Consider the following 24,467-nt stretch of genomic DNA (forward strand, 5'->3'; position numbering starts at 1 on the left):
TGGGCATCGCCAATGCGGCCGACGAGAAGCAGGCCCTGCTCACCGCCGACCTCGACGTCCGCGGCAACATTCTCGGCTGCCGATATCGGGGCATCGCCCTGGCGGGTCAGGTGGTGCACCTGGCGGGCAACCGCGTCGTGGACAACGAGGTGTACCTGGCTGCCGAGGTCGGGCTGCGCCTGCTCGGCACGGTGGCGCCCGGCCAGGTCGTCACGGTCGCCGGCACCACCGTGGCCGGCGCCGGTGCCGGGATCGAGGTGGGCGGCGGCGGCTACGACGTCACCGGCAACACCGTGACGGGGCCGAAGGAGCCGGTCGACTTCCGGCCGGACGGGCTTGCGGTCCTGCCGCCGACCGGGGTGAAGGTGCGAGGCCACACCCGGGTGACGGCGAACCGGGTCCGGGACATCGGCGGTGCCGGGATCACGGTGGGCGCGCCGCTGACCGGTCTGGACATCGCCCGCAACACCGTCGAACGCGCGCAGGTCGGCATCGTCGTGACGGGCCGGGCGCGCAGCGCTGCAGCCCAGATCAGCGGCAACACCGTCAGCGACGTCGGTGCGCGCGAGGGTGACCAGCAGCGGGCCGTCGGGATCCAGGTCGTGGGCGCGGCCCGGGCCGAGGTCGAGTCCAATGTCGTGCGCGGCGTCGGGCAGTCGCCGGGGCTGGAGGGGGGAGCGCTCGGGATCTGGGTGCACTCCTGTCCCGAGGTGCGGGTGGCTGGCAACTCCGTCGACGAGGTCGGCTCCCCCGAGGTGGCCAAGGGTGATCGTGGCATCGCGGTGGAGGGGCTGGTCGACCGGGTCCTCGTCGGCAGCAACCACATCCGCCGGATGGCCGACGGAGTCAACGAGGGTGTCGGCGAATGGATCGGACTCCTCGTCGACGCCGGCGCGACAAAGCAAGCCAGCAACGTCGGCGGGTACGTCACCGCGGTGGGCGTCACCGCGGCGGTCACTGTCGGCACCCAGGCCGCCTACGCCGCGGCTGGGCGCGGGAGGACGGTCACGGTCGAGGGCAACATCGTCGAGGGTGGGCTCTCACCCGAGCCGGTCGTCGATCTGGCGGCCACCGGCACGGTCATCGTCAACGACAACCACGCCCTGAAGAACACCGACCTCGATGGGCGGGCGGCCCTGCAGGTGGAGGCCCGCTCGGTCACCGTGAACGGCAACCGGGCGGCCGGTGGGCGGCCCGCGGCGATCGCGCTCGAGGTGGACCCCGAGCGTGCCGCCGTGCTGGGCAACCTCGTCAACACCGAGATGATCGAGCTCGCGGGCCAGCCGCTCGGCGGTCCGTGGGTGCGCCTGAACGTCTACAACGTTTTCTAGGAGGCCTGGTCACATGTCGCTGTTCGAGAAGGACCTCGATGACCTGCTTGCGTTGTGCGCCAACGGTCTCGGTGACCTGTTGGGGGCCGCCGAGGCATCCGTGGCGCTGGACGACCGCGAGCGCGACGACGTGCGGCGGGCGCTGGAGGACGATGGGATCCGGCGGCTGGTCGACAGCACGCCGGAGCTCCGGGAGGCGATCGATGGCTGGATGGCGCGATCCGACGAGGACCGCGAGGAGGCCAAGCAGCAGCTCGACCGCCTGCACCGCGCCACCAAGGTCTGGTCGGCAGGGCTCGCCGAACTGCGGGCTCTACCGCCGGAGTGATCTGGCGGTCGCGCACGTCGCCGCCGGCCGGCGGTGACGTGCGCCAAGCCTGCTTCCGCACCACGGCTGAGCCCCGCGGAGGCCACCCGCTCTGGTGTTGGCTTCACCTGGAGAGTGTCGGTCCGGTGTGAGAACCTGGTCCTTTGGCACGATAGAGGCGGCTGACAGCGAGGACCAATGACGCAAACCACCGACTTCAAGTTCGCCGACCTCTTCGCGGGCATCGGTGGCATCCGGACAGCCTTCGAGGCCGTCGGAGGCGAGTGCGTGTTCACCAGCGAGTGGAACAAGTACTCTCGGCAGACCTATGAGGCGAACTTTCCCGCGACATCGGACCACGTTTTCGCCGGTGACATCACCGAGGTTGCCTCGGACGACATCCCCGACCACGACGTGCTGGTGGCCGGATTTCCCTGCCAGCCATTCTCGATAGCTGGAGTCTCGAAGAAGAACTCCCTTGGTCGGGCCCATGGGTTCCAAGATCCGACACAAGGCACGTTGTTCTTCGACGTCAAGCGGATCATTCACGAGAAGCGACCTGCAGCGTTCCTGTTGGAGAACGTCAAGAACTTGAAATCCCATGATGGCGGCAACACCTTCAGGGTGATCATGCAGACGTTGCAGGACGAGCTCGGCTACCAAGTGCAGACCCGAATCGTCAATGGAAAGCACTTCACTCCCCAGAATCGAGAGCGCATCCTCATCGTGGGCTTCCGCGAGCCCAACGCGTTCGACATCGACTCTCTGGAACTGCCCGAATCCACCCGGACGGTGAAGGACGTCCTCCATCGCAGGGGCGAGAGCGACCTGGCACACGACGATGGTCGATACTTCAACCCCCGTACGGGCCGGGTCAACCCGAAGTACACCCTCAGCGAACACCTGTGGACCTACCTTCAGGTGTACGCCCAAAAGCACCGGCGGGCAGGCAACGGGTTCGGTTTCGGTCTGGTGGGGCCGGACATGATCACGCGCACCCTCTCGGCCCGCTACTACAAGGACGGCTCCGAGATCCTCATCGACCAGCGACCTCGGCCTCGACGGTTGACCCCGCGAGAATGCGCTCGCCTCATGGGTTTCGGTGATGACTTCAAGATCCCGGTCAGCGATACGCAGGCCTACCAGCAGTTCGGGAACTCGGTCGTCGTTCCCGCGATCGAGGCGATGGCGCAGCACATGCGGCCGTTCATCCTGGACGCATTGACGCGGCCTGCGGCGGTTGCCTGACGGCTGTGGTCACGCGGTCTGCCATGACCGCTGTCGACTCGTGCTCCCAGAACCGTAGGACCGTCCACCCGGCAGCCTCGAGTGCGGCAGTGGTCTCACGGTCTCGAGAGCGGTTACCCGCGATCTTCTGACGCCAGAAGTCCGCCCTCGTCTTCGGCTCGACGTAGTGAATCGGACAGCCGTGCCAGAAGCACCCATCGACCAAGACCACGACCTTGGCCCGCATGAAGGCGATGTCCACCGTGCGTCGAAGGCTCGGTTCAACCCTCAGGTTCACGCGATAGCGCAGACCGCGGCGAAAGAGCTCTCGCCGTAGTGCGATCTCCGGTTTGGTGTCGCGCCCCCGTGTGTTCGACATCCGTCGCCGGACATGCTCCGGGATGTCATCAGCCGAGTTCACCACGCCCCGACGGTACCGCCGATGCGTGCCGCTGAGCTGCATGCTGCTACGACGAGCGGCTCCCCGCCCTCAGCGTGGGCTGTCCGTCGGCCCTTATAGGGTTCCCTACATGGACGATCATCAGCCCAGTGCCTTGGAGATCCGATTCGCAAAGGCGGCGATCCTCGAGGCGGTTGAGCAGATGCGGCTACCCCCAACCGAGGCTGCTCGTACCGTCCGCAGGGCTCTGAAGCTGGACGATCGTATCGTTGCCGCAGCGCTGGGTGAGATCGAGTCTGCGATGGGGCTGAACGAGGCGGTGCAAGAGGCCATCGTCAATCCCGAGACCTACGCCTCACCCGACGCCGATTGGTATTTTCCACCCACGCGAAGGCCGAGTTGGGGCTATTACCGTTCGCGGCTGGAGTCGGCGAAGGCGCCAGCCTTGGACGAGCTCGATGCCGAGACCGACGCCATCGTCCGCCTGCTCGCCAATCCGCGCAAGGCCGGTGACCGGCGCAAGGGCTTGGTCATGGGCAATGTCCAGTCTGGAAAGACCCGCAGTTTCGCTGGTGTCGCGGCGAAGGCCGCCGACTCGGGCTACAAGCTGATCATCGTCTTGGCGGGCATGCACGACAACCTACGAGATCAGACGCAGTCACGGCTTGACGAGCAGTTGTTCGAGGACGGGCGATGGTATCGATTGACGCAAGTCGGCCGCGACTTCGAGGAACCGAACAGTCCGCAGATGGTCCTTCAGAAGATGGACGTCGTCACGGCCGTCGTGAAGAAGAACACGCATCGTCTGGCGCGTCTGGTGAAGACCCTTCGTGAGGTTCCGCCGGAGGCTCGGCGCAACATTCCGATCCTCATCATCGATGACGAGGCCGATCAGGCCACGCCAAACTCACTGAAGCAGAAGAACCAGATCTCCGTCATCAACAAGCGCTTGAGGGACCTCTGGGAACTTGTCGGCACGGGCTCCTATCTCGCATATACCGCAACTCCATTTGCCAATGTGCTGATCGACCCGGACGACACCGCGGATCTGTTTCCATCGGATTTCATCACTGCCATCCCACCGGGCAACGGGTACTTCGGCGCCGAGCGTGTCTTCGGCATCTCCGAGACCGTCGACGCCGACGGCCAGGAGATCGACGGCCTCGACATGGTCCGGTTGGTGCCCGAGGAGGACACCGCGCAGCTGCAGCCGCCCAGCGGCAAGGACGCCCGCGAGACCTTCGACCCGGCGCCTCCGCCCTCGCTCGTCGAGGCGTTCTCGTGGTTCATCACGGCAACGGCGATTCGTCGTGCGCGCGGACAAGGCGGCCACTCGTCGATGCTGGTGCACACCACGCACTACATTGCGCCGCACCGGGCCATGAGGGAGCGCCTACGCGCGCACGTCGAAGAGGCTCAGACTGCGATTCGTCGAGGTGACACCTCAACCTACCGACGAGCCTGGGAGAGCGAAGCCCATCGGGTCCCCACTGAGGCGGAGGTGCCACTTCCCGCGTGGGAGGAGGTCGAGGCCAGGCTCGGCGAGGTGCTGACCGCTGTCGAGGTGATCATGGACAACGGGCAATCGACGGATCGACTCAACTACGGCGGAAACACGCCACGGACCGTGATTGCCGTCGGTGGTGGCACGCTTTCGCGAGGTCTCACCCTCGAAGGCCTCGTCGTGTCCTATTTCACGAGAACGTCGAACGCGTACGACACCTTGCTCCAGATGGGACGGTGGTTCGGCTATCGCCAAGGGTATGCGGATCTTCCGCGCGTCTGGGTCACCAAGGGCCTGGATGAGGACTACGCGTTCTTGGCGCGGGTTGAGGCGGATCTCCGTACCGAGATCGAGTCCGTCAAGGGCAGTGAGTTCACCCCGGCTCAGGTCGGCGTCAAGGTGCGTGTCCACCCAGGCCGTCTTCAGGTCACAGCCACCAACAAGATGGGGGCGGCGAAGACGGCTCGGCTGGGCTTGAGTGAGCACTTCAATCAGACCTTCATCCTGGACGCCAGCGGCCCTCACATCGAGACGAAGAACCACCAAGCTGTGGAGGCCCTGCTCGATGGCCACCGGCTGGAGCCGCTGGAGTGGCTGCCCTCTCGCGCCATGACGCGCGGCATCACCGGTTCGCGCATCTCGGCCTTCTTGACCGACTTCTCGGCGCACGAGGACCAGAAGTGGTTGCAGGTGGATGACCACCTCAGGGCCATGCGGGAGTGGATCACGCGCTACGCGGACGGGCCAAGGTGGAACGTGGTGGTTGCCGGCAATACACGGTCTCTCGGACGGCGCGGACAGGACTTGGGGACCGCACGAATCGGGGGGGTCGACTTCAACTGCATCGAACGCGCTCCCCTCATCGGCAGCACGAGATCGCGGCTGGACTTCAAGGCCATCACCTCGCCGGGGGATCGTCTTGCGGACATCGTCCCGGCTGCCTACAACTCGTTGCCACACGACGCCGACTCCGATCGGGTCAAGGTGCGCCGTGCGCTCGCGCCCGGGGAGGGGCTGGTTGTGATCTATCCGATCAGCGGCAACTCCCAAACGGCGCCGAGCAAGGCGACACCACCTGGGGCAAGGCCGGCCATGCCCAGCCGCATGGACATGCCCGAGGGAATCGGAACAACCTTGGGATTTGCCATCTACTTTCCGGCTCTCAACGAGCAGGAGTCCGACGACGGCACGTTTGTCTCGGTCAGGACCTCAGCGGACATGCCGGAGACCACCGAGGGCGATGACGAATACACCCTCGAGACCGAGCAGGAGCCCGTAGGTGAGTGAGGCATTCGAGCAGTTTGCGCTGCTTCTGGCGTCCATTTGGGGCAACAAGGGTCAGAAGACCTTGGTCCACCGCCCCGCCATTCGCGATGTCGACGGGGGCGTCCTCTTGTACGCGGCTGACCCAGACGGTCATCGACACGTCTTGGCCCCGATCCACGATGACTACGCGTTCTCGCCTCGGAGCGGAGCGGCGATCGATCTATCGGACTGGCGCCATCCAGAGACGGGACAGCGTTACCTCGACCTACAGTGCACGGTCGACGGGCTGGCTCCGGTCTTCTACCGATTGGCCGACAGCATCACCGAGCGGGTGGGTCAGCGGCAGGAGCGGGCGCACGTCGCACTCATCAACGCACTGACCGATTGGCAGCGGCTGCTCGAGCCTGCTGCCGCGCTGGGAGAGGCCGCGCTGCGCGGGGTGTTCGGCGAGCTGACGGTGCTGCTCATGTTGGCCAAGCGCAACCCTGCCTTTGCGGTGGACTGTTGGACCGGGCCCGAGGGTATGGCCCACGATTTCACCACCGCCCGAGGAGACATCGAGGTCAAGACCACCCATCGAGAAGGTCGTGACGTGGAGATCTCTAGCCTGAGGCAATTGGACGAGATCGCCGGTGTTCCCCTCGCGTTGGTCAGGGTGCACGTTCAAGCCTCGCCGCGGGGAAAGCGCATCCGCGACCTGGTCGATGATCTCGTGGCCGTCGGCTGCCTGCGCAATGCGATTGCCGAGAAGCTGGCCTTGGTCGGCTTCCAACTGGGTGTCACTCAGGACGAGTATCGATTCGTCGTCTCCGAGGAACCGCTCGCATGGATCGTTGGGCCCGACTTCCCCGGACTGCGCAGTTGGGACATCCCAGCAGAGCGGTTGGCTGCGATCACGCACATCAAGTACACGCTCGATCTGCTCGGAGCGCCAGGGGAAATGACACCTGACGCACTCAGCGCCCACATCGACGCCATGGTGACCTCATGATTGGGCTGCCCGACCTCGTGTGGCTCCCCAAGAAGTTCGGGCCTGGCGACATGGATGGAACCGGCGCGACCAAGGTGCTCGGGCGGCCAGAGGTCAACCTTGTCAATCTGCTGGTGCGGGAGACGGCCCAGAATGCTTGGGACGCCCGGCTGCCAGGCGTCGTTCCTCGCTTTGAACTTCGTATGCGCTCCCTCGATGACTCTGTACGAGACGTTCTGACCTGGAACGTCTTCACGGAGAGACCCGCTGAACTCGGGCTCGATGAAGTCCTCGCAGATCGGGATCTGACCGGGCTGGAGATCGTCGACAGAGGCACGAAGGGCTTGGGGGGCCCAACGACCGCGACCGTCAGCCGCGACCCGGACGAGCCGAGCGACTACGCCGACTTCATCCTCACGATGGGGGCTCCGCCGGACAATGGGCACGGCGGCGGAACCTATGGATTCGGCAAGACGGCCAGTTACCTGGCCAGTGAGTGCTCCACGATCCTCGTGTGGTCTCGCTGGCGGCGGCCCGACGGTCACATCGTCGAGCGTTTCATCGCGTCGGCCATGGGGGCCACCTTCGAGATGGAAGGGGAGCGGTATACCGGCCGGCAGTGGTGGGGCGACGCAGCGTCGCATCCCTCTTCCGATGGAGTGCTGTCCGTCCATCCCGCGGAGGGAGAGGATGCTCGCCGATTGGGTGAGGCAGTCTTCGAACGGCACTTCGGAGCCAACGAGACCGGCACATCGATCCTCATCCTGCAACCCAACCTGACCGACTCCGGCGATGACGCGGACGGCGAGGACGAGGCCACCACGCCTGAGCCCGTGAGTGTCCAACTCGCGGGTGCCGTCGTCCGAAATCTCTGGCCGAAGATCGCGCTTGACCAGGACGATGAATGGCGAATGGACATCGCCGTCATCGACGACGGGCTGGAGGTGCCACTTCTTCAGCCCGACGCCTCACCGGTGTTGGCTGGACTGTGGTGCTGCCTGCGCGCCATCCGAGCCGAACAGCGGGGCGAACCCGATCAGAGCGCACTCGTGACGGTGACGCCCACCACCAGGTACGGCAAAGCCACCGGGCACGTGGCATTGACGACGGTCGTCGGCGGCGTGGATGGAGATGCACTGGCTGACCTCGCGAACACCGTCACCCAGATGAGAAACGAGGCCGAGTTGGTGGTGCGCTGCGAGGCGTTCCCGGACAGGGGGGCGGGAGGGTTCCGTTGGGTTGGAGTGTTCAAGCCCATCCACGCAACGGATCCAGCGTTCGCGGCTGCCGAACCGCCAGCCCATGATTCGTGGTCCAACGTCGACGGACTGGACAAGGTCAGCAAGTCGATCGTCACCAGAAGCCTCAAGGGCATTCGCGAAGGCGTCATCGCGTTCACCACCCCGGAGCCTGACCAAACCCCAGGGAGCGAGACACCCACCGCAAAGCTGGCCACTGCCCTTGCGGGCTTGGCAGCCGGGATAGGGAATGACAACCGGAAACCGCCTCCTGATGTGGGCAGCAGATCGAAGGGGCGTCCGCCCAAGAAGCCGAAGGTCGACGTGCTGTCCGTGGTGCCTTTGGCTCGTGATCCGCACGACCGCGCAGCCGGGCGCCAGCGGACCAGGCTCACGATGTCGGTGCACGCGCAATCCCAGGCGCTCCTGAGGATCGACGGACTGGCCTTGGCAGTGGACGGCGGTCAGATGGCCTCCGGCTCCGAGGTGGTTCTGGATCGATGGATCGGGGGAGAGCCCGCGGACGGTGGCGTCGTGGTCGCCCCACGTGAGGAGGTCAGCGCCGTGATCAGCTATCCCGAGGGCATGGCCATCGAGTTCTCCTTCAGCGCGGTGGGCATCTGATGCGGGCCATGCCTCATCGAGTGGCTGACCCGGGCGCGATCATCTTCGGCGAACCGGTCCTCGCCGTGGCCGGGCAAACCTATGCGCATGGGGAGCCTGTCGAATCCTGGGATTACGCGACTCCGTTCACCGTGATCATGTCGGTCACGGTGGACCGAGAGCGATTCCTCGAGTCCACCGGGCTGTCCACCTTGGATGGGGTCGTGGCCTGTGTGGCCGTCGACTGCAAGGTCTCGGGAACCAGATACGTCGAACGCCTACCCCTGCCAGCATCGGGAGCGCCGGCCGACATCCGGGTGCACATCGGTCCGCACCAGGTGGCACAGGCGGTCGAGGTGACGCCTTCGGTTGTCCTCGACAGCGCGGAAGGCTTGGAGAACCCGGAGATGGTTGCCTTTCGTCGCGGCAGCCGGCTCATTTCCTCGACGAGGTCCTATCGTTTCCCCCTCGAGGGCTCCGCAACGTTGTTCCCGACCGAGGCGTTCAGTTTCGCGGCGGCTGGATTCCCCAGTGGGGCAGCCTGGAAACTGAACTTCGACCCTGACGAAATCGACGACCCCTACCTCGGCGCTGTGCGACTGCTCATCAACACGGATCATCCCATTTCCGGCGAACTGCTCTCGGGGGAGCCGACCTTGGCGAGGTCCGTCCTGTTCCACGAGGTCATCGCGCAGATGTTGCTGACGGTTGCCGGTTCCTTCCGAACCATACCCACGGAATTCGAGGAAGATTCCGTGGGGGCTGCGATGAATCATCTTGCCGAGACCTACCTTGGGCTGTCCTTGGCCCAGGCGGTCGACGCACTTGGGAACGACAGGGCGGAAACGCTCTGTCGACTGCAGGACAGAACTGCATTCATGAACGTGAGGGCAACGTCATGAGTCACACGCTCATTCCTCGGCTGACCACCGGGGACGCGCTCGCACGTTTCACCCTTGTCGAGAGTGCACTTCGGTCGGGTCGCAATGCCGCCGATCTCGTGATCGACGAGGCCGGCGTGGCCGTGCCACATCCAACCGGGGGCAGTGCTCCGACGGCCTCCGTCCTGGGCCGATGGCGCGCTGAGGTGATGGAGTCGCTGCGTGACGTGAAGACCGGCTCGGTGAACGACAACGCAATGCACTCGATGAGACTCGGACAGGCCATCTCGGAGGTCATAGACCCGAGTCCTAGCGATGCAGCGCATGATGGCGGGTGGGCCTTCCTCTCGCTGAACCTCTTTCCCGACATCCTCGAGGCGCGCTGGCCGTTGAAGGACGGTCGATTGCCCAAGGACAGGTGGATCGGCAAGCAGGCGGGCCGGGATCGCAACTATCTCAAACTGGCTTGGCGTCGGTGGCAGCTGCTCGGCCCGGTGATGGTCGAGTTCAACGAGCCCTTCGGGGAAGACGAGTTCGGGTCGCTTCTCGAGCGCCAAGCCGTGGCGAGAAATGTCAGGCTGGTCAGATTCGCGGCGAGAGAGGTTGCCACCTATCAAGGGGCATTCGGGCGCAACGACTTCACGCGTGCCCTGATGATGGGCCTCACCGCCATGACGGGACCACTGCAACTCGATGTCCTTGACGACCACGAACTGGAGGCCTTGGTCCGCGCGACTGCAATGCAGATCGACCCGCATTCATCGGGCTTGGGAGCCTGACTTGGTCTTGTTGCGCCTTCCCTACAGCGCCTCGATGGACGGCAGTGTCGCCATCGCCGTCAACCGATGCCTCCACTCGGCGAGTGATGTATCCACGTGTCCAGACGAGACCTCGCCGGGCACGCGGATACATCACTTCCGGTACGGTGCGGCGTGACTCCGAGGATGAAGGCGGTGCCGACGCGGAGCATCCGGCCTGCCCCGCCCGGGCCGGCCCTCCGTCAGCGGATCCCTCCGAGGTGCGCGAGCACCTGCTCGGGCACCGCGGTCGTCGGGATGCGCGCCACCAGCACCTCGGCCTCGGGCAGCTCGCCGCCGTCGACCCAGTACCCCTCGGACACCAACGCCATCGAGGGCGCTCCGGGCTGGGTCTCGACCAGGTCGTCAGCGACCAGGGCCAGTGCCGCATCGATGTGGGCACAGACGTTCGCCACCGCCGTGTACGTCGCCAGGCGCTCCTCCGGGACCGTCGTCGGCGCAGGCACGGCAGCCTCGGCGCCCGGTGCACCAGCAGCGCCGCGCGCGTCCAGCACCACCATGACCACCGGCAGGTCGCCCAGCTTCCCGACCCACTCGGCCACGTACATCGATGCGCTGTCCGCCTGGTCCTCGTCGACCTCGTCCAGGGCGGTCCCGGCCGCCGCGTGCGCCGCCGCCAGCCACCGCGCCGGCGACGGCACCCGCAGCACCAGTCCCCTCCGGTTCGTCTCCGCCAGGGTGCGCAGCACCGTCCGGGTGTGCTCCAGGGCCTCGGCGTCTGCGAGCAGCGTCCGCAGCGCGTACCCGGTCCGGCTCCGGGCACCCATCGCCTCGCGCAGCGCCGGGTCGGCGGCTACCCGGGCCGCGTACATCGCTCCGGCATCGACCCACAGCGCATCCGGCTTGAGCAGCGCATTCGCCTGTGCGACATGCCCGGTCAGCGCGGTGACGTCGGTCCACGGGATCGGCGCGCCCTGCCGGATGACCCGGGTGGTGTAGGCGTCACCGTCGATGAGCAACGGCCGTGAGCGCCCGCTCGGAGGAGCGGTGAGCAGGGTCTGCAGGGACGGGGACATGACAGGCCTCCTGAGCGTGACGGGACGGGGCGGAGCGAAGGGAATGCGGAAGGTGGAGCGCGCCCGAGGTCGCGAGACTCGGGCGCGCTCCGTGGGAGGGCGATCAGGCCTTGCGGTGGGCCACGTCGCCGTGCTTGGACTCCAGCTCGTGGATGCGGGCCTCGAGCTGGGCGATCTTCACCTCACGACGGTCCGGGACCATGACGATCGGCAGCTCCTCCAGCGGGGCCACGACGCGCTCGGGTCCGTCGATGGTGAACACCGTTGCGGTGATGTCGCTGGTTTCCGAGCCCCAGGAGCCGTAGTAGAGCAGGTCCTTGGGCGGCTCGGGCGTGACGAACTGCTCGCAGAACTGCGCGAACGGCGTGCCCCGCTCGAGTCGGGCGGCGCGCGCGGCGGCGCGGGCCCGCTCCGTTCCGGCGACGTCGAGGCGGAACGTCTCCGGGTCGTACACCACCGCGAAGATGTCCTGCGCGACCTTCTGGCTGACCCGGCCGAGCTCGGCGTCGCGGACCACCGCGTGCGGGTCGCGCTCGAGCGGGTCGCCATAGCCGCCACCGGCGCCCTGGCTGATCATGTAGAGCTCGCCGTCCTTGGCGATGTCGAACTGCAGGCCCATGTGGTAGGTCGAGTACCGACCGTCCTCGAAGGGGCGCTCGTTCATGACCTTCTCGATCGACAGGTCGAACTTGCTCGGGTCCTGGCGGACGTGCTCGTACACGTTCGTCCCCTTGACCATCGACAGCGGGTAGGTTCCGCAGCCGTAGCCGCCGTACATCCCGTAGATCGAGGAGAACTTCGCGCCGGAGGTCACCGTCATGAAGCCCCACTGCGGGGTGCCTTCGGAGGCGACGATCATCTCGTAGCCCATGCCGCCGGTGAACTTGCCGAAGCCCATGTTGTCGCGGACCAGGCGCTTGGACACCAGCTGCATGAAGGGCACCTCCTCCTCCATGACCTCCTGCTCGGCGGTGTCCGCCATGGCGCAGAACAGCGGGGAGACCGCGTCCTCACCGTCGCGGAAGGGCTTGGCCCCGCCGGGCATCCCGTTGAGGTCCGCGCAGAGGTTGCCGACGGAGTCGCCGTGCTGGGTGATGCCACCCCACAGGAACGTGTTGATCTGGTTGAACCAGTTGGCCACCACGTTGCTGTACTTGTGCGGCGTCGAGAACGACATCCGGCTGTACAGCGCCTGCATCGCCGAGAAGCCACGGAACGAGGCCTGCAGCGACTGACCCATCGGGGCGTCGTACGAGGCGTCGGCCCAGGTGCCCTCATCCGAGATGATCTCGATGCAGCTCATCGCCGAGGTCGAGCGCGGCAGGTCCGGCCACCAGAACGCCAGGATGGCCTGCATCATCATCGACTTGACCGAGCACAGCGGGGAGTTGATCGCCCGGTTGAGGATCTCCGGCCCGGTGCCGCGCAGGTCGACCGTCATGTGGTCGCCCTTGACGGTGACCTTGCAGGCGAACTTGATGAGGATGTTCTCCTTGAGCGTGGAGTCCATGAACTGGTCCATGCGGTAGGTGCCGTCGGGCAGCTCCTTGATCCGGCGGCGGACCTCCAGGTCGACGTCCTCGACCGTGGTGCGCAGGGCGGCGACGAAGGTGTCGACCCCGACCTCGTCGATGACCTTGTCGACGCGCTCCATGATCTTGCGCACCGCGGTGATCTTGACCTTGAGGTCGGCGAGCTGGAGCTTGGGGTCGCGCACCGAGTGCTGGAGGAAGGTCAGCAGATCACGGCGCAGCTCACCGCGCTCGACGATCTTGAACGGGCTCATCCGCAGCCCGTCGTCGAACGGGGTCTCCGAGCCCGAGGGCATGCCGCCCGGCTCGCAGGCACCGTTCTCGCCCTCGTGGATGGTCGCGGCCACCCAGGCGATGATCTGGCCCTCACGCATGATCGGCATGATCATCGACTGGTCGGTGTTGTGGACGTTGCCGTAGCGGGCGTCGTTGTGGATGAAGCCGTCGCCCTCGTGGATGCCGACGGTCGGCTCGTCCTTCCAGTACTTCATGATGTAGCGGATCGGGTGGTGCAGGATCGCGCTGAAGGCGATGACGCCGTGGCACGACAGGTACGAGACGTCGCCGGCGGCGGTGTAGATCGCCGTCGTGAGGTCGCCCCACTTCGCGCCCGGGGCCGCGCCCTGCGCCTCGCACATCTCGTAGCCCTCGTCCAGGGCACCGGCGATGCGCTTGCGGATGCGCTCGATCTGGAGGCGGTCGACGCCCGCGGCGATGGCCAGCTCCTCGTGCGCCGAGCGCTCGGCGATGCTGTGGCTGCGCATGATCTCCGGGTCGGGCCCGAGGAAGAGCGTGGTCTCGTCCATGAAGTCGTCGACCCACTGCTGCTCCTGCGGGGTCAGCGTCGACGGCCGGTTGTCCATGATGGTCATGTTCGTGTCCTTTGCTGTGGTGGCGGGGGTGGGCGTCAGTCCTGGAGGAACCAGACGGCGCCCTGCTGGGTCGGCTCCAGGCGCCACCCGGGCTCGACGAGGTACGTGGTGTTCTCGGTGGTGACGATGGCCGGGCCGGGGATCACCGAGGTGTGGTGCAGCGCGTCCTGGTCGTAGACCGGGGTGTCGACCGGCGCGTCGATCCCGATGAAGGTCACCGCGCGGCGGCCGACCTCGGCCGGCACCGTGCGCTCGCCGCCGTACTCCAGCGAGTCGAACCGCACGACATCGCCGTCGACGTAGGACGCGACCCGGATCGTGCTGCAGCGGATGCCGGCCTCGGGCGCCGCGCTGGCGGCACCGAAGCGGTGGCTGTAGACGTCACCGAACTGCTTGATCATCGCCAGCACGTCACCGACGCCGTTCATCCGGTCGATGTCGTCCAGGGCGACGGCCTGGGTGAGCAGCTGGTTGCCGTAGCGCATGTCGAGCTCGAGGCGGTGCCGGACGTCCTGCGCGGCGAACCCCTGGCGCACGAGGTCCTCGCGGCCACGGGCCTCCAGCTCGGCGACGACCTCGTTGAACTCGGTGTAGTCGTCGTAGAGCGCCCGCGTCGTGGCGTTGTACAGCGTCACGTGCACGCCACGCTCGTGGAAGTGCAGCTGCTTCATGTTGCCCGCGCCACAGGCGGAGAACACCGAGGAGAAGGGCGGCGCCAGGACCCGCTTGATGCCGGCGTGGCGGGCGATGCCACAGGCGTGCAGCGGTCCGTTGCCGCCGTAGGCCAGCATCGTGAAGTCCTCCGGCAGGTAGCCGCGCACCCGCAGCTCCTTGCCGATGCCGATGGCCATCTGCTCGTCGACGCCGTCCTTGATGGAGCGGGCCACGTCGATGACGTCGAGGTCCAGCGGGTCGCAGAGGGTCTCCTCGATGGCGAACCGGGAGCGCTTCGGGTTGAGCTTGATGTACCCGTTGGCGTAGTTGTCCGGGTCCAGGTAGCCGAGCAGGAGGTCGGCGTCGGTCACGGTCGGGCGCAGACCGCCCCGGTCGTAGCAGGCCGGGCCCGGGCTCGAGCCGGCCGACTCCGGGCCGATCTTGATCGAGTGGTGGATCCGGTCGTACGAGGCGATCGAGCCGCCGCCGGCGCCGAGGGTGTCGAGGTGGACCATCGGCACCGACACCAGCCACCGGTCGATCGTCGGCAGGAAGTCGTAGTGCTTGACCCCGCCCTCGGGCACGATGCCGATGTCGAAGGAGGTGCCGCCCATGTCGGTCGAGATGACGTGGCCCAGACCGGTCTCGGTGCTCAGGTGCTCGGCCGCGCCGACGCCGGCGATCGGTCCGGAGTGGATCGTCTGCAGCGCGTCGGTGGAGTTCATCTGCGCCATGCCACCGGAGTTGTGGATGACGAGCATCGGCTTGTCGTAGCCGAAGTCGCGCAGGTTGTTCGACAGCTGCGACAGGGCGTGGAACATGATCTCGTGCAGGAAGCCGTCGACGATCGTCGAGGTGGCCCGCACGTACTCGCCCTTGCGCCCGGAGACCTGGTGACCGAGCAGCACCGGGATGGCGCCGAGCTCGTGCGGCGGGAACTCGTCGAGGATGATCTCCTGGATGGCCAGCTCGTGGTCGGGGTTCTCGGTGGCGTTGACCAGCGAGACGACGATCGCCTCGGCGCCGGCGTCGACCAGCTCGCGCACGACGGTGCGGACGTCCTCGGGGTCGAGGGGGGCGACGACCTTGCCGGCCGAGTTGACCCGCTCCTTGACCGACCGGATCATCGACCGCGGCACGAGGGGCTCGGGGCGCTCGGCCGCCGGCAGGTTCTGCTGCATCGAGTAGTCCAGCCCCTCGCCGTAGCCGCGGCCGCGGGAGAGCGGGATGGTGTCCTCGAAGCCGTGCGTGACGATGGCGGCGACCTTGGGGCCCTTGCGCTCGATCAGCGCGTTGGTGCCCAGCGTCGTGGCGTAGCGCACCGAGTCGACCTCGGACAGCACGGTGCCGCGGTCCAGGCCGGCGCGCTTGCAGGCCAGGTCGAGCGCGTCGTTGAAGCCGAGCGCGAGGTTGTGGTGCGTGGTGAGGGCCTTGGCCTCGATGTACTGCTCGTCCCAGACGAAGAAGCAGTCGGTGAACGTGCCGCCGATGTCGACGGAGATGCGCTTCATTGGGGTCTCCTTGGGTGGTCGGGGTGGCGGCGTGGTCAGCGGACCAGGCCGGCGGCCTTGAGCTCGGCCGTGTACTTCTGGGCGTCCTCGCCGGGGCCGTAGGTGAAGACCTGCTCGGCGTCGAGGCCGCGCTCGGCCCACTGGGCACGCAGGGCGTCGACGTCGATGAGCATGTCGATCGTCGGCGGGTGGCCCGGCGGCAGGTACTCCGCCTCGATCTGGGTGGCGCACCCGGGGCAGTAGTACTCGAGGATCCGGCAGTAGTTCGGGTCCGGCGAGAAGGTGTACTCGTAGCGCTCCGGGTCGATGATCGGCTGGTGGATCTCGCTGGGGTCGCGGTCGTAGACCAGCGCGCCGGCCTTGTAGGTGTCGTGGGCATCGCCCATGTCGTGGGCGCAGACGCGGCAGACCCACCGCTCCGTGTCGAGGTCGATGACGAGGTACTCGGTCATGGGGACTCGCATGGCGACGTCCTTTCTTCGTGGTGGATCAGCGGGTGGTCGTGGCGTGGGTGTCGTTGAGGATGAGGTCGCCGGCAGAGGTGACCCGGAAGCTCCAGCCGCCCAGGACGCGGGCGGTGAAGAAGGGGCCCTCGACGATGGCCGGGCCGGACCCGACGTCGCCGGGGCTCAGCTCGTCGAGCACGTGGACGGGGACCTGCTCGACGCGGTCGGCGGCGGAGCGCACTGCCCGGGTACCGGAGACGGGGGCGGGGTTGGCCGCCTCGACCCGGTCCTGCGCGAGCTCGGGGTGCGGCAGCGGCGCGACGACCGTCAGCTGCAGCGAGACCTCCAGGCCGGGGCGGTCGACGACGTCCCCGCGGGTGTACGCGCCGGTGTGCAGCACGGTGCCGTCGTGGTCCTCGACGGTGAGCTGCCAGGTCGTCTGGCAGTCGGCCAGCGCGTACCCCTCCTGGAACATGTCCCGTTCGGCGCGCGTGACGAGCTCGTCGTGGGTCGTGATCGCCGCGGCGGTCGTCGGCTCCGGCATGCCAACCTCGTAGGTCTTGCCGATGTCGGAGAACGAGATCCCCATCGCCGAGAAGACGGCGGCGGCGCGGGGGATGAGCACCTGGTCGATGCCGGCGCGCCGAGCAGCCCCGGTGGCGCTCATCGGGCCGGCCCCACCGAACGCCGCCAGCGTCGCGCCGGGCGTCAGGCCGGGCTCGAGCGCGCGGGAGAGGGCCTCGACGTACGCCTCCTCCATCCGGATCAGCGCCTCCTCGAGGGAGATGCCCAGCGGCGTGGCGATGGTCTCGGTGATGACCTGGCGAGAGCGCTCCGGGTCCAGGCGCAGCGAGCCGTCGAGGTAGGTGTCCGGGTCGAGGATGCCGAGCAGGAGGTTGACGTCGGTGATCGTCGCCTGCGTGCCACCGAAGCCGAAGCAGGCCGGCCCGGGGGCGGCGCCGACGGACTGGGGTCCGACGGTGATCGCGCCGTCGGTCACCGCGATGACCGACGAGCCGCCGACACCGGCGGAGTGGACCTCGCTCATCGGGAACGAGACGGTCACTCCCTCGATCTGACCGCGTGTGCGGGTGCGGACCTCGCCGTTGTCGATGACCCCGACGTCGGTGGTCGTCCCGCCGATGTCCATCATCAGGATGTGCTGGATGCCGTAGATGCGGCCCAGCGCCGCGGTGCCCTCGAGACCGCCGCGCGGCCCGGAGGAGTACGTCTTGAGCGCGATCGACTTCGCCACCCGGGAGGAGGCGCCGTCGTGGCGGTAGACCAGCAGCGGGTTGACGACCTTGTAGGACTTCAGCCGCCGCTCGGCGCCGTAGAGGAACCGCTCCATCGTCGGGTGCAGGAACGAGTTGATGACGCAGGACCACGTCCGGCGCGGGACGTCACGGTCCCCGGCGAGCTCCCAGGTGTAGATCTGGGGGACCGAGCCGAGCAGGTGGCGCGGGAACCGGCGCAGCAGGACCGTGCGGATGCGGTGCTCCTCCTCGCGGGTGCGGCCGGCCACGACGAGCCGGGCCGCCCCGAGCGTCGTCAGGCGGTTGACCGCCTGGACCAGGGCGACCTCGACCTGCGGGTCGTCCATGTCCACGGTCAGCACGCGGTCGCCGATGAGGCCCTCGAAGAGGTGCTGCTCGTTCTCGGACTGCTGCATCGCGGCGGCGATCCCCGGGATGGTCGTCAGCACGCCGACCATCGGGCCGCGCCGCTGGACCAGGGCGTTGGTGCCCTGCGTCGTCGAGTACCGGATGTGCTGGGTCGCGTGCAGCAGCCGCTCGAGGTCGGCCTCGCCGTAGAGCGCCGCCGAGGCCTTCTCGATGCCGGTGAAGAGGCACTCGGAGAGGTCGTGCGGCGTGGTCAGCGTCTTGGTGAAGGTGATCCCCTCGCCGTCCCAGACGCAGATGTCGGTGAGCGTGCCACCGTTGTCGATGTTGATGAGCGCTTCCATGCCACTCCTTCGTGGGTCACTCGGACGCGCTCGGCCCGGTGGCCACCGCGTCCTTGACGGTGAGACCACTCTCACGGCGTCCCACGGAGCCGACCGTGTCCCAAGTTGGGACACCGACTGGACTTTGGCTGACGCGCCATCTCGGTGCACCATGGACGACGGACCGTCAGTCACAAGGAGGTGACCATGCCCCACGAGCGAGCCCTACGGGTGGCTGCCGCCCGCGCCGACTTCCTCGAGAGCGGCCGCGTCGGAGCCGCTGGAGTGCCCGATCTGCTGGCGGCCTCGTGGGAGCGCAGCCACGCGGCCGGGGTCGATCCACAGCGTCCCGAGGCCGACTTCACCGACGACATCGACACCGGCTCGCGCCTCGTGCGGTGTGCCCAGCCGGTGCTGGCCCAGCTGGCCTCCGACACCTCGGACCTGCCGCTGACCATCGCGTTGACCGACAGCCGTGCCCGCCTGATCAAGCGGGTCGACATGTCACCGGCGGTGGGGCGCCTGCTCGACCGGGTGGCCTTCGCGCCGGGCTTCAACTATGCCGAGGACTCGATGGGCACCAACGGCGTCGGGACGGTGATCGAGTCCGGGCAGTCGGTCGCCGTCGTCGGGCCGGAGCACTACACCGAGAACCTCCAGGCGTTCGCCTGCACCGGCGCCCCGGTGGTCGACCCGCTGACCGGCCGCGTCGAGGGGATCCTCGACCTGTCGACACTGACCGCCTCGTGGAGCCCGATCATGCACACGCTGGTCAAGTCGGCGGCCAAGGACATCGGGCGCAACCTGCTCATGGACCGCAGTCAGGCCCAGCAGGCGCTCTTCGACACGTACCTGCGGGCCTCGGTGCGCTCGACGAAGCAGGGGGTGTTCGCGTTCGCAGAGTCGGTGTTCATGGCCAACGCCGCGGCGCAGTCGCTCTTCGACCCGGTGGAGCAGCTGGCGATCCGCGAGCACGTCTCCTTCGTGCTGCAGCACCGCGACCGGTGCGCCGAGACGATCACGCTGTCCTCGGGGCGAGTGGTGCAGTGCCGCGGCGTCCGGATCGTCTCGGGGTCGCAGACCGCCGGCGTCGTCATCGCCGACGTGCTCTCCCGTCCGGCCGAGACGGCCCTGCCTGCCGCAGCCGGGGGCTTCGCCGACCGGGTGCTGCCCGAGGTGGCGGTGGCCAGCGAGAAGACCGCCCTGATCGCCGACGACCTGCGCCTGCCGCACGTGCCGATCGCCGGTGGGTCGTCGGCCGCGTGGGTGCGGGCCGGTGACCAGCTGCGTGAGGCGCTGACCGCCCGCCGGTCGACGATCGTGCTCGGCGAGACGGGCTCGGGCAAGTTCACCCTCGTCGCCGAGCTCTTCCACGCCGACCAGCCCGGTGGACGCAGCGTGTCCATCGAGCCGAGCCAGTTCCAGGCCGAGGTCGACGGGGGGCTGGAGGCGCTGATCGATGGCTCCCCCGACCCGACGCTGTGCATCGTGCGCAACATCGACCAGGCCACCACCGCCGATGTCGACAGCCTCGACCGGCTCTTCACCGCCATCGCCGGCACGGGCGGTCAGGTGTCGCTCGCCGCCACGGTCTCGGACTCCAGCCTCGACTCGGACCTGCCGTTCCACACGCTGCTCGGGCACTTCGACGTGGCGGTGACCATCCCACCGCTGCGCTGTCGCACCGAGGACCTGACCCACATCGTCGCCCGGCTGGTCGAGCAGATCGCCCCGCGGCGCAAGGTGCGGCTCTCACCGGAGGCCCTGCGGCTCATCGCCCGCTACACGTGGCCGCGCAACGTCGCCCAGCTGCGCGAGGCGCTCGTGCATGCGCTGCGCTCTCGCCCGGTCGGGGAGCTGCAGGCCGAGGACCTGCCGAGCTACTGCCACACCTCCAGCCGCAAGACGCTGACGGTGCTCGAGGCCGCCGAGCGGGACGCGATCGTCGCCGCCCTCACGGAGTGCGGCGGCAACCGGGTGGCCGCGGCCGCGGCGGTGGGCATGTCCCGCAGCAGCCTGTACCGCAAGATCCGGGTGTACGGGATCACGGCGTAGGCCGGGCCGGGCGCGATACAGCCAGCGGCGCGATCCAGCCGGCGGCGATCCAGCCGGCGGCGCGATCCACGACTCGGTGGGCGCGGCGCCTATCTTGGGTGCCGACCAGCGTTGTCGTCTGCCCGAAGGAGTGCGCATGTCCGAGGTCCAGTCCGAGGTCCAGTACGAGGTGGCGGATGGGGTGGCCACCATCACCCTGTCGGCTCCCGAGCGGCGAAATGCCCTGTCGGTGGAGATGTCGGTCGAGCTGATCGAGGCCGCCCGGACCGCCGAGGCCGACCCCGAGGTCGGGGCCGTCGTCGTGACCGGTGGAGCGCATTTCTGCGCCGGCGCGGTGCGCTCGGTGCTGGCGGACACCGGGCTCGATCCGGTGCAGGACGAGGCCTACCGCAACCTCGAGACGGTCTACGGGGCGTTCACCACCATCGGCCAGATCGGGCTGCCGACCATCGCGGCGGTCCGCGGCGCGGCGGTCGGCGCCGGTCTCAACCTCGTCATGGCCACCGATGTGCGCATCGTCAGCCGTACCGCGCGACTCCTGCCGGGTTTCGCGCAGATCGGGCTGCACCCCGGTGGCGGGCACTTCACGCTGCTCAACCGGTCGGCCGGGCGTGAGGCCGCCGCCGCGATGGGCCTGTTCGGAGACGAGATCAGCGGCGAGCGGGCCGTGGAGCTGGGCATGGCGTGGGCCGCACACGACGATGCGCAGGTCGAGGAGGCCGCGCACACCATGGCGGCGCGGGTGGCGAAGGACCCGGCCCTGGCGCGGCGTCTGGTGGCGAGCTTCCGGCGCGAGACCGTACCGGGCGGCATGCCGTGGGAGGTCGCCGTCGAGCTGGAGCGCTCGCCGCAGATGTGGTCGCTGCGGCGCAAGCACGACTGAGCCGCCGACGCGCAGACACCGATCCGGGTGCCCCATCGTCAGGGATGGAGCACCCGGATCGGTGTGCGCCCGTCGTGACGGAACTACCTGACGACGTTCTGGGTGGCCGGAGTGGCGTGATGGGTGCGCGTGACCATCAGGTCGGCGGCACCGATGACGAACGTCACGACACCGACGATCCAGGCGGTCCACGACATCGCCGTCAGGTCACTGAAGCCCATGACCCACGGGGAGATGACAAACAGCACGCCCAGCAGTGCCATGGCCCCCTCAGCGGAGAGCATGTCCGGCCGCACGAGCTCGACCAGCGCGAGCAGCGCGGTGAGGGCGCCCAGGACGATCATCGTGGTCGTCGCCCGGTTGGTCGTGTCGGTCCAGATGGGTGACAGGCAGGCGTACAGACCGGCGATCAGTGCGATGTAGTCCTGCGAGTGCGTCCAGCGCCTCATGGTGATCCACCTTTCCTGAAGATGGTCCGTCGATCCGAGGCGGACCTGACCCCTCCAGTCTCCTCCTGTCGAGCCGCTCCCACAATGGCCGCTCCTCAGGGGCACAGCGGCGCGGGAGCGCTCCTGACCCTCGTGAACCCCTCGCCCAGCACGAGGTCGACGGTGCTGTCGCTGCGGCCGTCGGTGCGACGCGTCCCGTCGGCCACCCAGCGGGCGACGGTGCGTGCCGCATCGGTCCCCGCGCTGCCGTGTACCAGGATCGCCGGGCCCCCGGTCGGTGCCGAGGCCTCGCCACGCGCAGCCGTCGAGGCATTGCCCACCGTGCCGACCTGGAACCCGTGCTCGCGCAGGTCCTGGGCCACCGTGGCGGCCAGCCCGGCCTGGGCCGTCGCGTTGTACACGTTGATCCTGACCTTCGCCGGGGCGGGCGCCGGCGGACACGTCTGCTCGGCAGCGGCGCTCCGGCCGGCGGCGCCGTCCTCGACCCAGTAGGACCGCAGGTACCAGAACACCCAGAACGCCACGAGCACGATCAGGCCGACGGCGATGAGCGTCCGGCGGCGGCGCGACTGCCCAGCCTGCGCCAGGTCAAGCGTCTCGTCCGCCACGATCCCTCCTCGTGCCTCGGCGCCGGCAGCCGGTCGACCACTCCCTCGAATCAGTCAAGCACGAGCACGCGCGCATGCACCGCAGGCCGGCCGTGCAGGGCGGCCCGAAGCGCGCGGTGCAGGCCGTCCTCGAGGTACGCCACGCCCTGCCAGACGACGACGTGGGGGAAGAGGTCACCGTAGAACGTCGAGTCCTCGGCGAGCAGGTTGTGCAGGTCCAGCGTGGACTTCGTGGTGACCATCTCGTCGAGCCTGACCATCCGGGGAGGAATCGTCGCCCACTCCCGCGTGGACGTCAGCCCATGCGGCGGGTAGGGGCGCGAATCGCCGACGGCCTTGAAGATCACCCGGACACACTAAGGGCCCGACCTGTCCGGATTAGAGTCACACCCGTGACCGAGACCGCATCGTTGCCCAATGAGATCCGCGCCGGCTACACCTTCACCGGCCCGACGCTGAACCTCGGCGCCGCGGTCGTCGACGACGTGGCACTGCCCGACATCCAGGTCGGTGTCCCACTGTCCGTCCTCAACCGCCACGGCCTGGTCGCCGGGGCAACCGGTACCGGCAAGACGAAGACGCTCCAGCTCATGGCCGAGCAGCTCTCCGCACACGGCGTGCCGGTCTTCCTCGCCGACCTCAAGGGCGACCTGTCCGGGCTGGCCTCCCCGGGCGAGGGCAGCGAGAGGCTCCTGGCGCGCACCGCCTCCATCGGGCAGCAGTGGCAGGGCACGTCCTTCCCGACCGAGTTCCTCAGCCTCGGCGGCGTCGGGACCGGCACCCCGGTGCGCACGACGATCACCTCGTTCGGCCCGACCCTGCTGAGCAAGGTGCTCGGCCTCAACGACACCCAGGAGTCCAGCCTCGGGCTGATCTTCCACTACGCCGACAAGGCCGGCCTCGCGATCCTGGACCTCAAGGACCTGCGGGCCGTCATCCAGCACCTGACCTCGGACGAGGGCAAGGCCGAGCTCACGGACCTCGGTGGCCTGTCGAAGCAGACCGCCGGCGTCATCCTGCGCGAGCTCATCGCCTTCGAGGACCAGGGCGCCGACGTCTTCTTCGGGGAGCCGGAGTTCGACACCCAGGACCTGCTGCGCACCGCCGCGGACGGACGCGGGCTGGTCACCTGCCTGGAGCTGCCCGGCGTGCAGGACCGCCCGGCCCTGTTCTCGACCTTCCTCATGTGGCTGCTCGCCGACCTGTTCCACGACCTGCCCGAGGTCGGGGACGTCGACAAGCCCAAGCTCGTCTTCTTCTTCGACGAGGCCCACCTGCTCTTCGACGACGCGAGCAGGGACTTCCTGGACGCGATCGAGCAGACCGTCCGGCTGATCCGCTCCAAGGGGGTGGGCATCTTCTTCGTCACCCAGTCGCCCAAGGACGTGCCCGCCGGCGTGCTCGCCCAGCTCGGCAACCGCGTCCAGCACGCGCTGCGGGCGTTCACCCCGGAGGACAGCAAGGCGCTCAAGGCTGCCGTGTCGACCTACCCGCACACCCAGTACGACCTCGAGCGGCTGCTGACCTCCCTCGGCACGGGCGAGGCGGTCGTCACCGTGCTCTCGGAGAAGGGGTCGCCGACCCCGGTGGCGTGGACCCGGATGCGGGCGCCGGAGTCACGCATGGCGCCCAGTGACCAGGGAGTCATCGACGCGAGCATTGCCGCGTCGCCGATCGGGGCGAAGTACCGCGATCCGCTCGATCGGGAGAGTGCCTACGAGGTGCTCACGGCGCGACTGCAGGCGGCGGAGCCCGGTGGCGAGACTCCCGCTCCGGCCCCGAGCGACGCTCCGGCCCCGCGCGAGCCCAAGCCGGAGCCGTCGATGGTCGAGAAGGTCGTCGAGTCCTCGGCGTTCAAGTCGGCGATGCGCTCGGCCGGCACCGTCATCGGACGGGAGATCACGCGCTCGCTGTTCGGCACCTCGCGCCGCCGCCGCTAGCGAGAACCCGC

At 68.1% G+C, this 24,467-nt stretch carries 20 protein-coding genes; 11 read left to right on the top strand and 9 right to left on the bottom strand.

What is annotated here, in order from left to right:
- The 3 genes from KD1_RS04490 to dcm form a co-directional block, all read left to right on the top strand.
- On the top strand, positions 1–1,331 hold a 1,331-nt coding region (locus tag KD1_RS04490; protein ID WP_157073170.1), incomplete at its 5' end, for a right-handed parallel beta-helix repeat-containing protein.
- Between the two features lie 13 nt (positions 1,332–1,344).
- Positions 1,345–1,659, top strand: a complete 315-nt coding sequence (locus tag KD1_RS04495) for a hypothetical protein (protein WP_068398148.1) — start codon at positions 1,345–1,347, stop codon at positions 1,657–1,659.
- A 177-nt stretch (positions 1,660–1,836) separates the two neighbouring features.
- The gene (dcm, locus tag KD1_RS04500; RefSeq protein WP_068398151.1) at positions 1,837–2,886 is read left to right on the top strand and encodes a DNA (cytosine-5-)-methyltransferase; all 1,050 of its coding nucleotides are present in this window, start codon (positions 1,837–1,839) and stop codon (positions 2,884–2,886) included.
- Here dcm and KD1_RS04505 read toward each other — a convergent pair.
- Positions 2,846–3,328 (bottom strand): very short patch repair endonuclease, encoded by a 483-nt coding sequence (locus KD1_RS04505; protein ID WP_083542085.1) that lies wholly within the window; start codon positions 3,326–3,328, stop codon positions 2,846–2,848. The genes dcm and KD1_RS04505 overlap by 41 nt on opposite strands.
- A 67-nt stretch (positions 3,329–3,395) precedes the next feature.
- Here KD1_RS04505 and KD1_RS04510 point away from each other — a divergent pair, with 67 nt between their 5' ends.
- From KD1_RS04510 to KD1_RS04530, 5 genes are read left to right on the top strand one after another with little or no spacing between them, the layout of a single operon-like run.
- Positions 3,396–6,056, top strand: coding sequence for a Z1 domain-containing protein (locus tag KD1_RS04510; protein ID WP_169795334.1), 2,661 nt, complete (start codon positions 3,396–3,398; stop codon positions 6,054–6,056).
- Positions 6,049–7,026 (top strand): PD-(D/E)XK motif protein, encoded by a 978-nt coding sequence (locus KD1_RS04515; RefSeq protein ID WP_068398157.1) that lies wholly within the window; start codon positions 6,049–6,051, stop codon positions 7,024–7,026. Before KD1_RS04510 ends, KD1_RS04515 begins: the two co-directional genes overlap by 8 nt.
- Positions 7,023–8,867, top strand: a complete 1,845-nt coding sequence (locus tag KD1_RS04520) for a hypothetical protein (protein WP_068398160.1) — start codon at positions 7,023–7,025, stop codon at positions 8,865–8,867. The genes KD1_RS04515 and KD1_RS04520 overlap by 4 nt, the downstream gene beginning before the upstream one ends.
- A 20-nt stretch (positions 8,868–8,887) precedes the next feature.
- Positions 8,888–9,748, top strand: coding sequence for a hypothetical protein (locus KD1_RS04525; protein ID WP_157073171.1), 861 nt, complete (start codon positions 8,888–8,890; stop codon positions 9,746–9,748).
- Complete coding sequence (locus KD1_RS04530) at positions 9,745–10,506, top strand: DUF6339 family protein (protein WP_068398167.1); 762 nt, start codon at positions 9,745–9,747, stop codon at positions 10,504–10,506. The genes KD1_RS04525 and KD1_RS04530 overlap by 4 nt, the downstream gene beginning before the upstream one ends.
- A gap of 221 nt (positions 10,507–10,727) precedes the next feature.
- On the opposite strand, the gene KD1_RS04535 is transcribed toward KD1_RS04530, so the two are convergent.
- The 5 genes from KD1_RS04535 to KD1_RS04555 all read right to left on the bottom strand — a co-directional run bounded on the left by KD1_RS04535 (position 10,728) and on the right by KD1_RS04555 (position 18,542).
- Positions 10,728–11,561, bottom strand: coding sequence for a hypothetical protein (locus KD1_RS04535; RefSeq protein ID WP_068398170.1), 834 nt, complete (start codon positions 11,559–11,561; stop codon positions 10,728–10,730).
- A gap of 103 nt (positions 11,562–11,664) precedes the next feature.
- Positions 11,665–13,965 (bottom strand): hydantoinase B/oxoprolinase family protein, encoded by a 2,301-nt coding sequence (locus KD1_RS04540; protein ID WP_068398173.1) that lies wholly within the window; start codon positions 13,963–13,965, stop codon positions 11,665–11,667.
- A 35-nt stretch (positions 13,966–14,000) separates the two neighbouring features.
- A complete protein-coding gene (locus KD1_RS04545; RefSeq protein ID WP_068398175.1) occupies positions 14,001–16,130 on the bottom strand; it encodes a hydantoinase/oxoprolinase family protein in 2,130 nt (709 codons plus the stop codon).
- A gap of 35 nt (positions 16,131–16,165) precedes the next feature.
- A complete protein-coding gene (locus KD1_RS04550; RefSeq protein WP_068398178.1) occupies positions 16,166–16,594 on the bottom strand; it encodes an acetone carboxylase subunit gamma in 429 nt (142 codons plus the stop codon).
- Between the two features lie 25 nt (positions 16,595–16,619).
- Positions 16,620–18,542, bottom strand: a complete 1,923-nt coding sequence (locus tag KD1_RS04555) for a hydantoinase/oxoprolinase family protein (RefSeq protein WP_068398181.1) — start codon at positions 18,540–18,542, stop codon at positions 16,620–16,622.
- A gap of 186 nt (positions 18,543–18,728) precedes the next feature.
- Between KD1_RS04555 and KD1_RS04560 the strand changes: the two genes are divergently transcribed.
- Together KD1_RS04560 and KD1_RS04565 are read left to right on the top strand one after the other, a co-directional pair.
- On the top strand, positions 18,729–20,576 hold the full coding sequence (locus KD1_RS04560) for a sigma-54-dependent Fis family transcriptional regulator (RefSeq protein ID WP_068398183.1): 1,848 nt from the start codon (positions 18,729–18,731) through the stop codon (positions 20,574–20,576).
- 136 nt (positions 20,577–20,712) lie between these two features.
- The gene (locus tag KD1_RS04565; protein WP_068398186.1) at positions 20,713–21,459 is read left to right on the top strand and encodes an enoyl-CoA hydratase-related protein; all 747 of its coding nucleotides are present in this window, start codon (positions 20,713–20,715) and stop codon (positions 21,457–21,459) included.
- An 83-nt stretch (positions 21,460–21,542) separates the two neighbouring features.
- Here KD1_RS04565 and KD1_RS04570 read toward each other — a convergent pair whose 3' ends face one another.
- The 3 genes from KD1_RS04570 to KD1_RS17160 form a co-directional block, all read right to left on the bottom strand.
- Positions 21,543–21,908, bottom strand: coding sequence for an SPW repeat protein (locus KD1_RS04570; protein WP_068398189.1), 366 nt, complete (start codon positions 21,906–21,908; stop codon positions 21,543–21,545).
- A 95-nt stretch (positions 21,909–22,003) separates the two neighbouring features.
- Positions 22,004–22,516, bottom strand: a complete 513-nt coding sequence (locus KD1_RS04575) for a LytR C-terminal domain-containing protein (RefSeq protein WP_068398192.1) — start codon at positions 22,514–22,516, stop codon at positions 22,004–22,006.
- 50 nt (positions 22,517–22,566) lie between these two features.
- On the bottom strand, positions 22,567–22,863 hold the full coding sequence (locus tag KD1_RS17160; RefSeq protein WP_068398194.1) for a type II toxin-antitoxin system VapB family antitoxin: 297 nt from the start codon (positions 22,861–22,863) through the stop codon (positions 22,567–22,569).
- A 45-nt stretch (positions 22,864–22,908) separates the two neighbouring features.
- Between KD1_RS17160 and KD1_RS04585 the strand changes: the two genes are divergently transcribed.
- On the top strand, positions 22,909–24,456 hold the full coding sequence (locus KD1_RS04585) for a helicase HerA-like domain-containing protein (protein ID WP_068398197.1): 1,548 nt from the start codon (positions 22,909–22,911) through the stop codon (positions 24,454–24,456).
- Positions 24,457–24,467 lie beyond the last annotated feature (11 nt).

Origin of the sequence: Kribbia dieselivorans NBRC 106261 (assembly GCF_001552435.1) — a bacterium.
Classification (GTDB): Bacteria; Actinomycetota; Actinomycetes; order Actinomycetales; family Dermatophilaceae; genus Kribbia; species Kribbia dieselivorans.

Bases quoted from the DNA above. Each gene is read 5' to 3' on its own strand.
- KD1_RS04520 (WP_068398160.1), top strand. From the start codon at position 7,023: ATGATTGGGCTGCCCGACCTCGTGTGGCTCCCCAAGAAGTTCGGGCCT.
- KD1_RS04555 (WP_068398181.1), bottom strand. From the start codon at position 18,542: ATGGAAGCGCTCATCAACATCGACAACGGTGGCACGCTCACCGACATC.
- KD1_RS04550 (WP_068398178.1), bottom strand. From the start codon at position 16,594: ATGCGAGTCCCCATGACCGAGTACCTCGTCATCGACCTCGACACGGAG.
- KD1_RS04510 (WP_169795334.1), top strand. From the start codon at position 3,396: ATGGACGATCATCAGCCCAGTGCCTTGGAGATCCGATTCGCAAAGGCG.
- KD1_RS04495 (WP_068398148.1), top strand. From the start codon at position 1,345: ATGTCGCTGTTCGAGAAGGACCTCGATGACCTGCTTGCGTTGTGCGCC.
- KD1_RS04560 (WP_068398183.1), top strand. From the start codon at position 18,729: ATGCCCCACGAGCGAGCCCTACGGGTGGCTGCCGCCCGCGCCGACTTC.
- KD1_RS04530 (WP_068398167.1), top strand. From the start codon at position 9,745: ATGAGTCACACGCTCATTCCTCGGCTGACCACCGGGGACGCGCTCGCA.
- KD1_RS04535 (WP_068398170.1), bottom strand. From the start codon at position 11,561: ATGTCCCCGTCCCTGCAGACCCTGCTCACCGCTCCTCCGAGCGGGCGC.
- KD1_RS04540 (WP_068398173.1), bottom strand. From the start codon at position 13,965: ATGACCATCATGGACAACCGGCCGTCGACGCTGACCCCGCAGGAGCAG.
- KD1_RS04565 (WP_068398186.1), top strand. From the start codon at position 20,713: ATGTCCGAGGTCCAGTCCGAGGTCCAGTACGAGGTGGCGGATGGGGTG.
- KD1_RS04570 (WP_068398189.1), bottom strand. From the start codon at position 21,908: ATGAGGCGCTGGACGCACTCGCAGGACTACATCGCACTGATCGCCGGT.
- KD1_RS04505 (WP_083542085.1), bottom strand. From the start codon at position 3,328: ATGCAGCTCAGCGGCACGCATCGGCGGTACCGTCGGGGCGTGGTGAAC.
- dcm (WP_068398151.1), top strand. From the start codon at position 1,837: ATGACGCAAACCACCGACTTCAAGTTCGCCGACCTCTTCGCGGGCATC.
- KD1_RS04545 (WP_068398175.1), bottom strand. From the start codon at position 16,130: ATGAAGCGCATCTCCGTCGACATCGGCGGCACGTTCACCGACTGCTTC.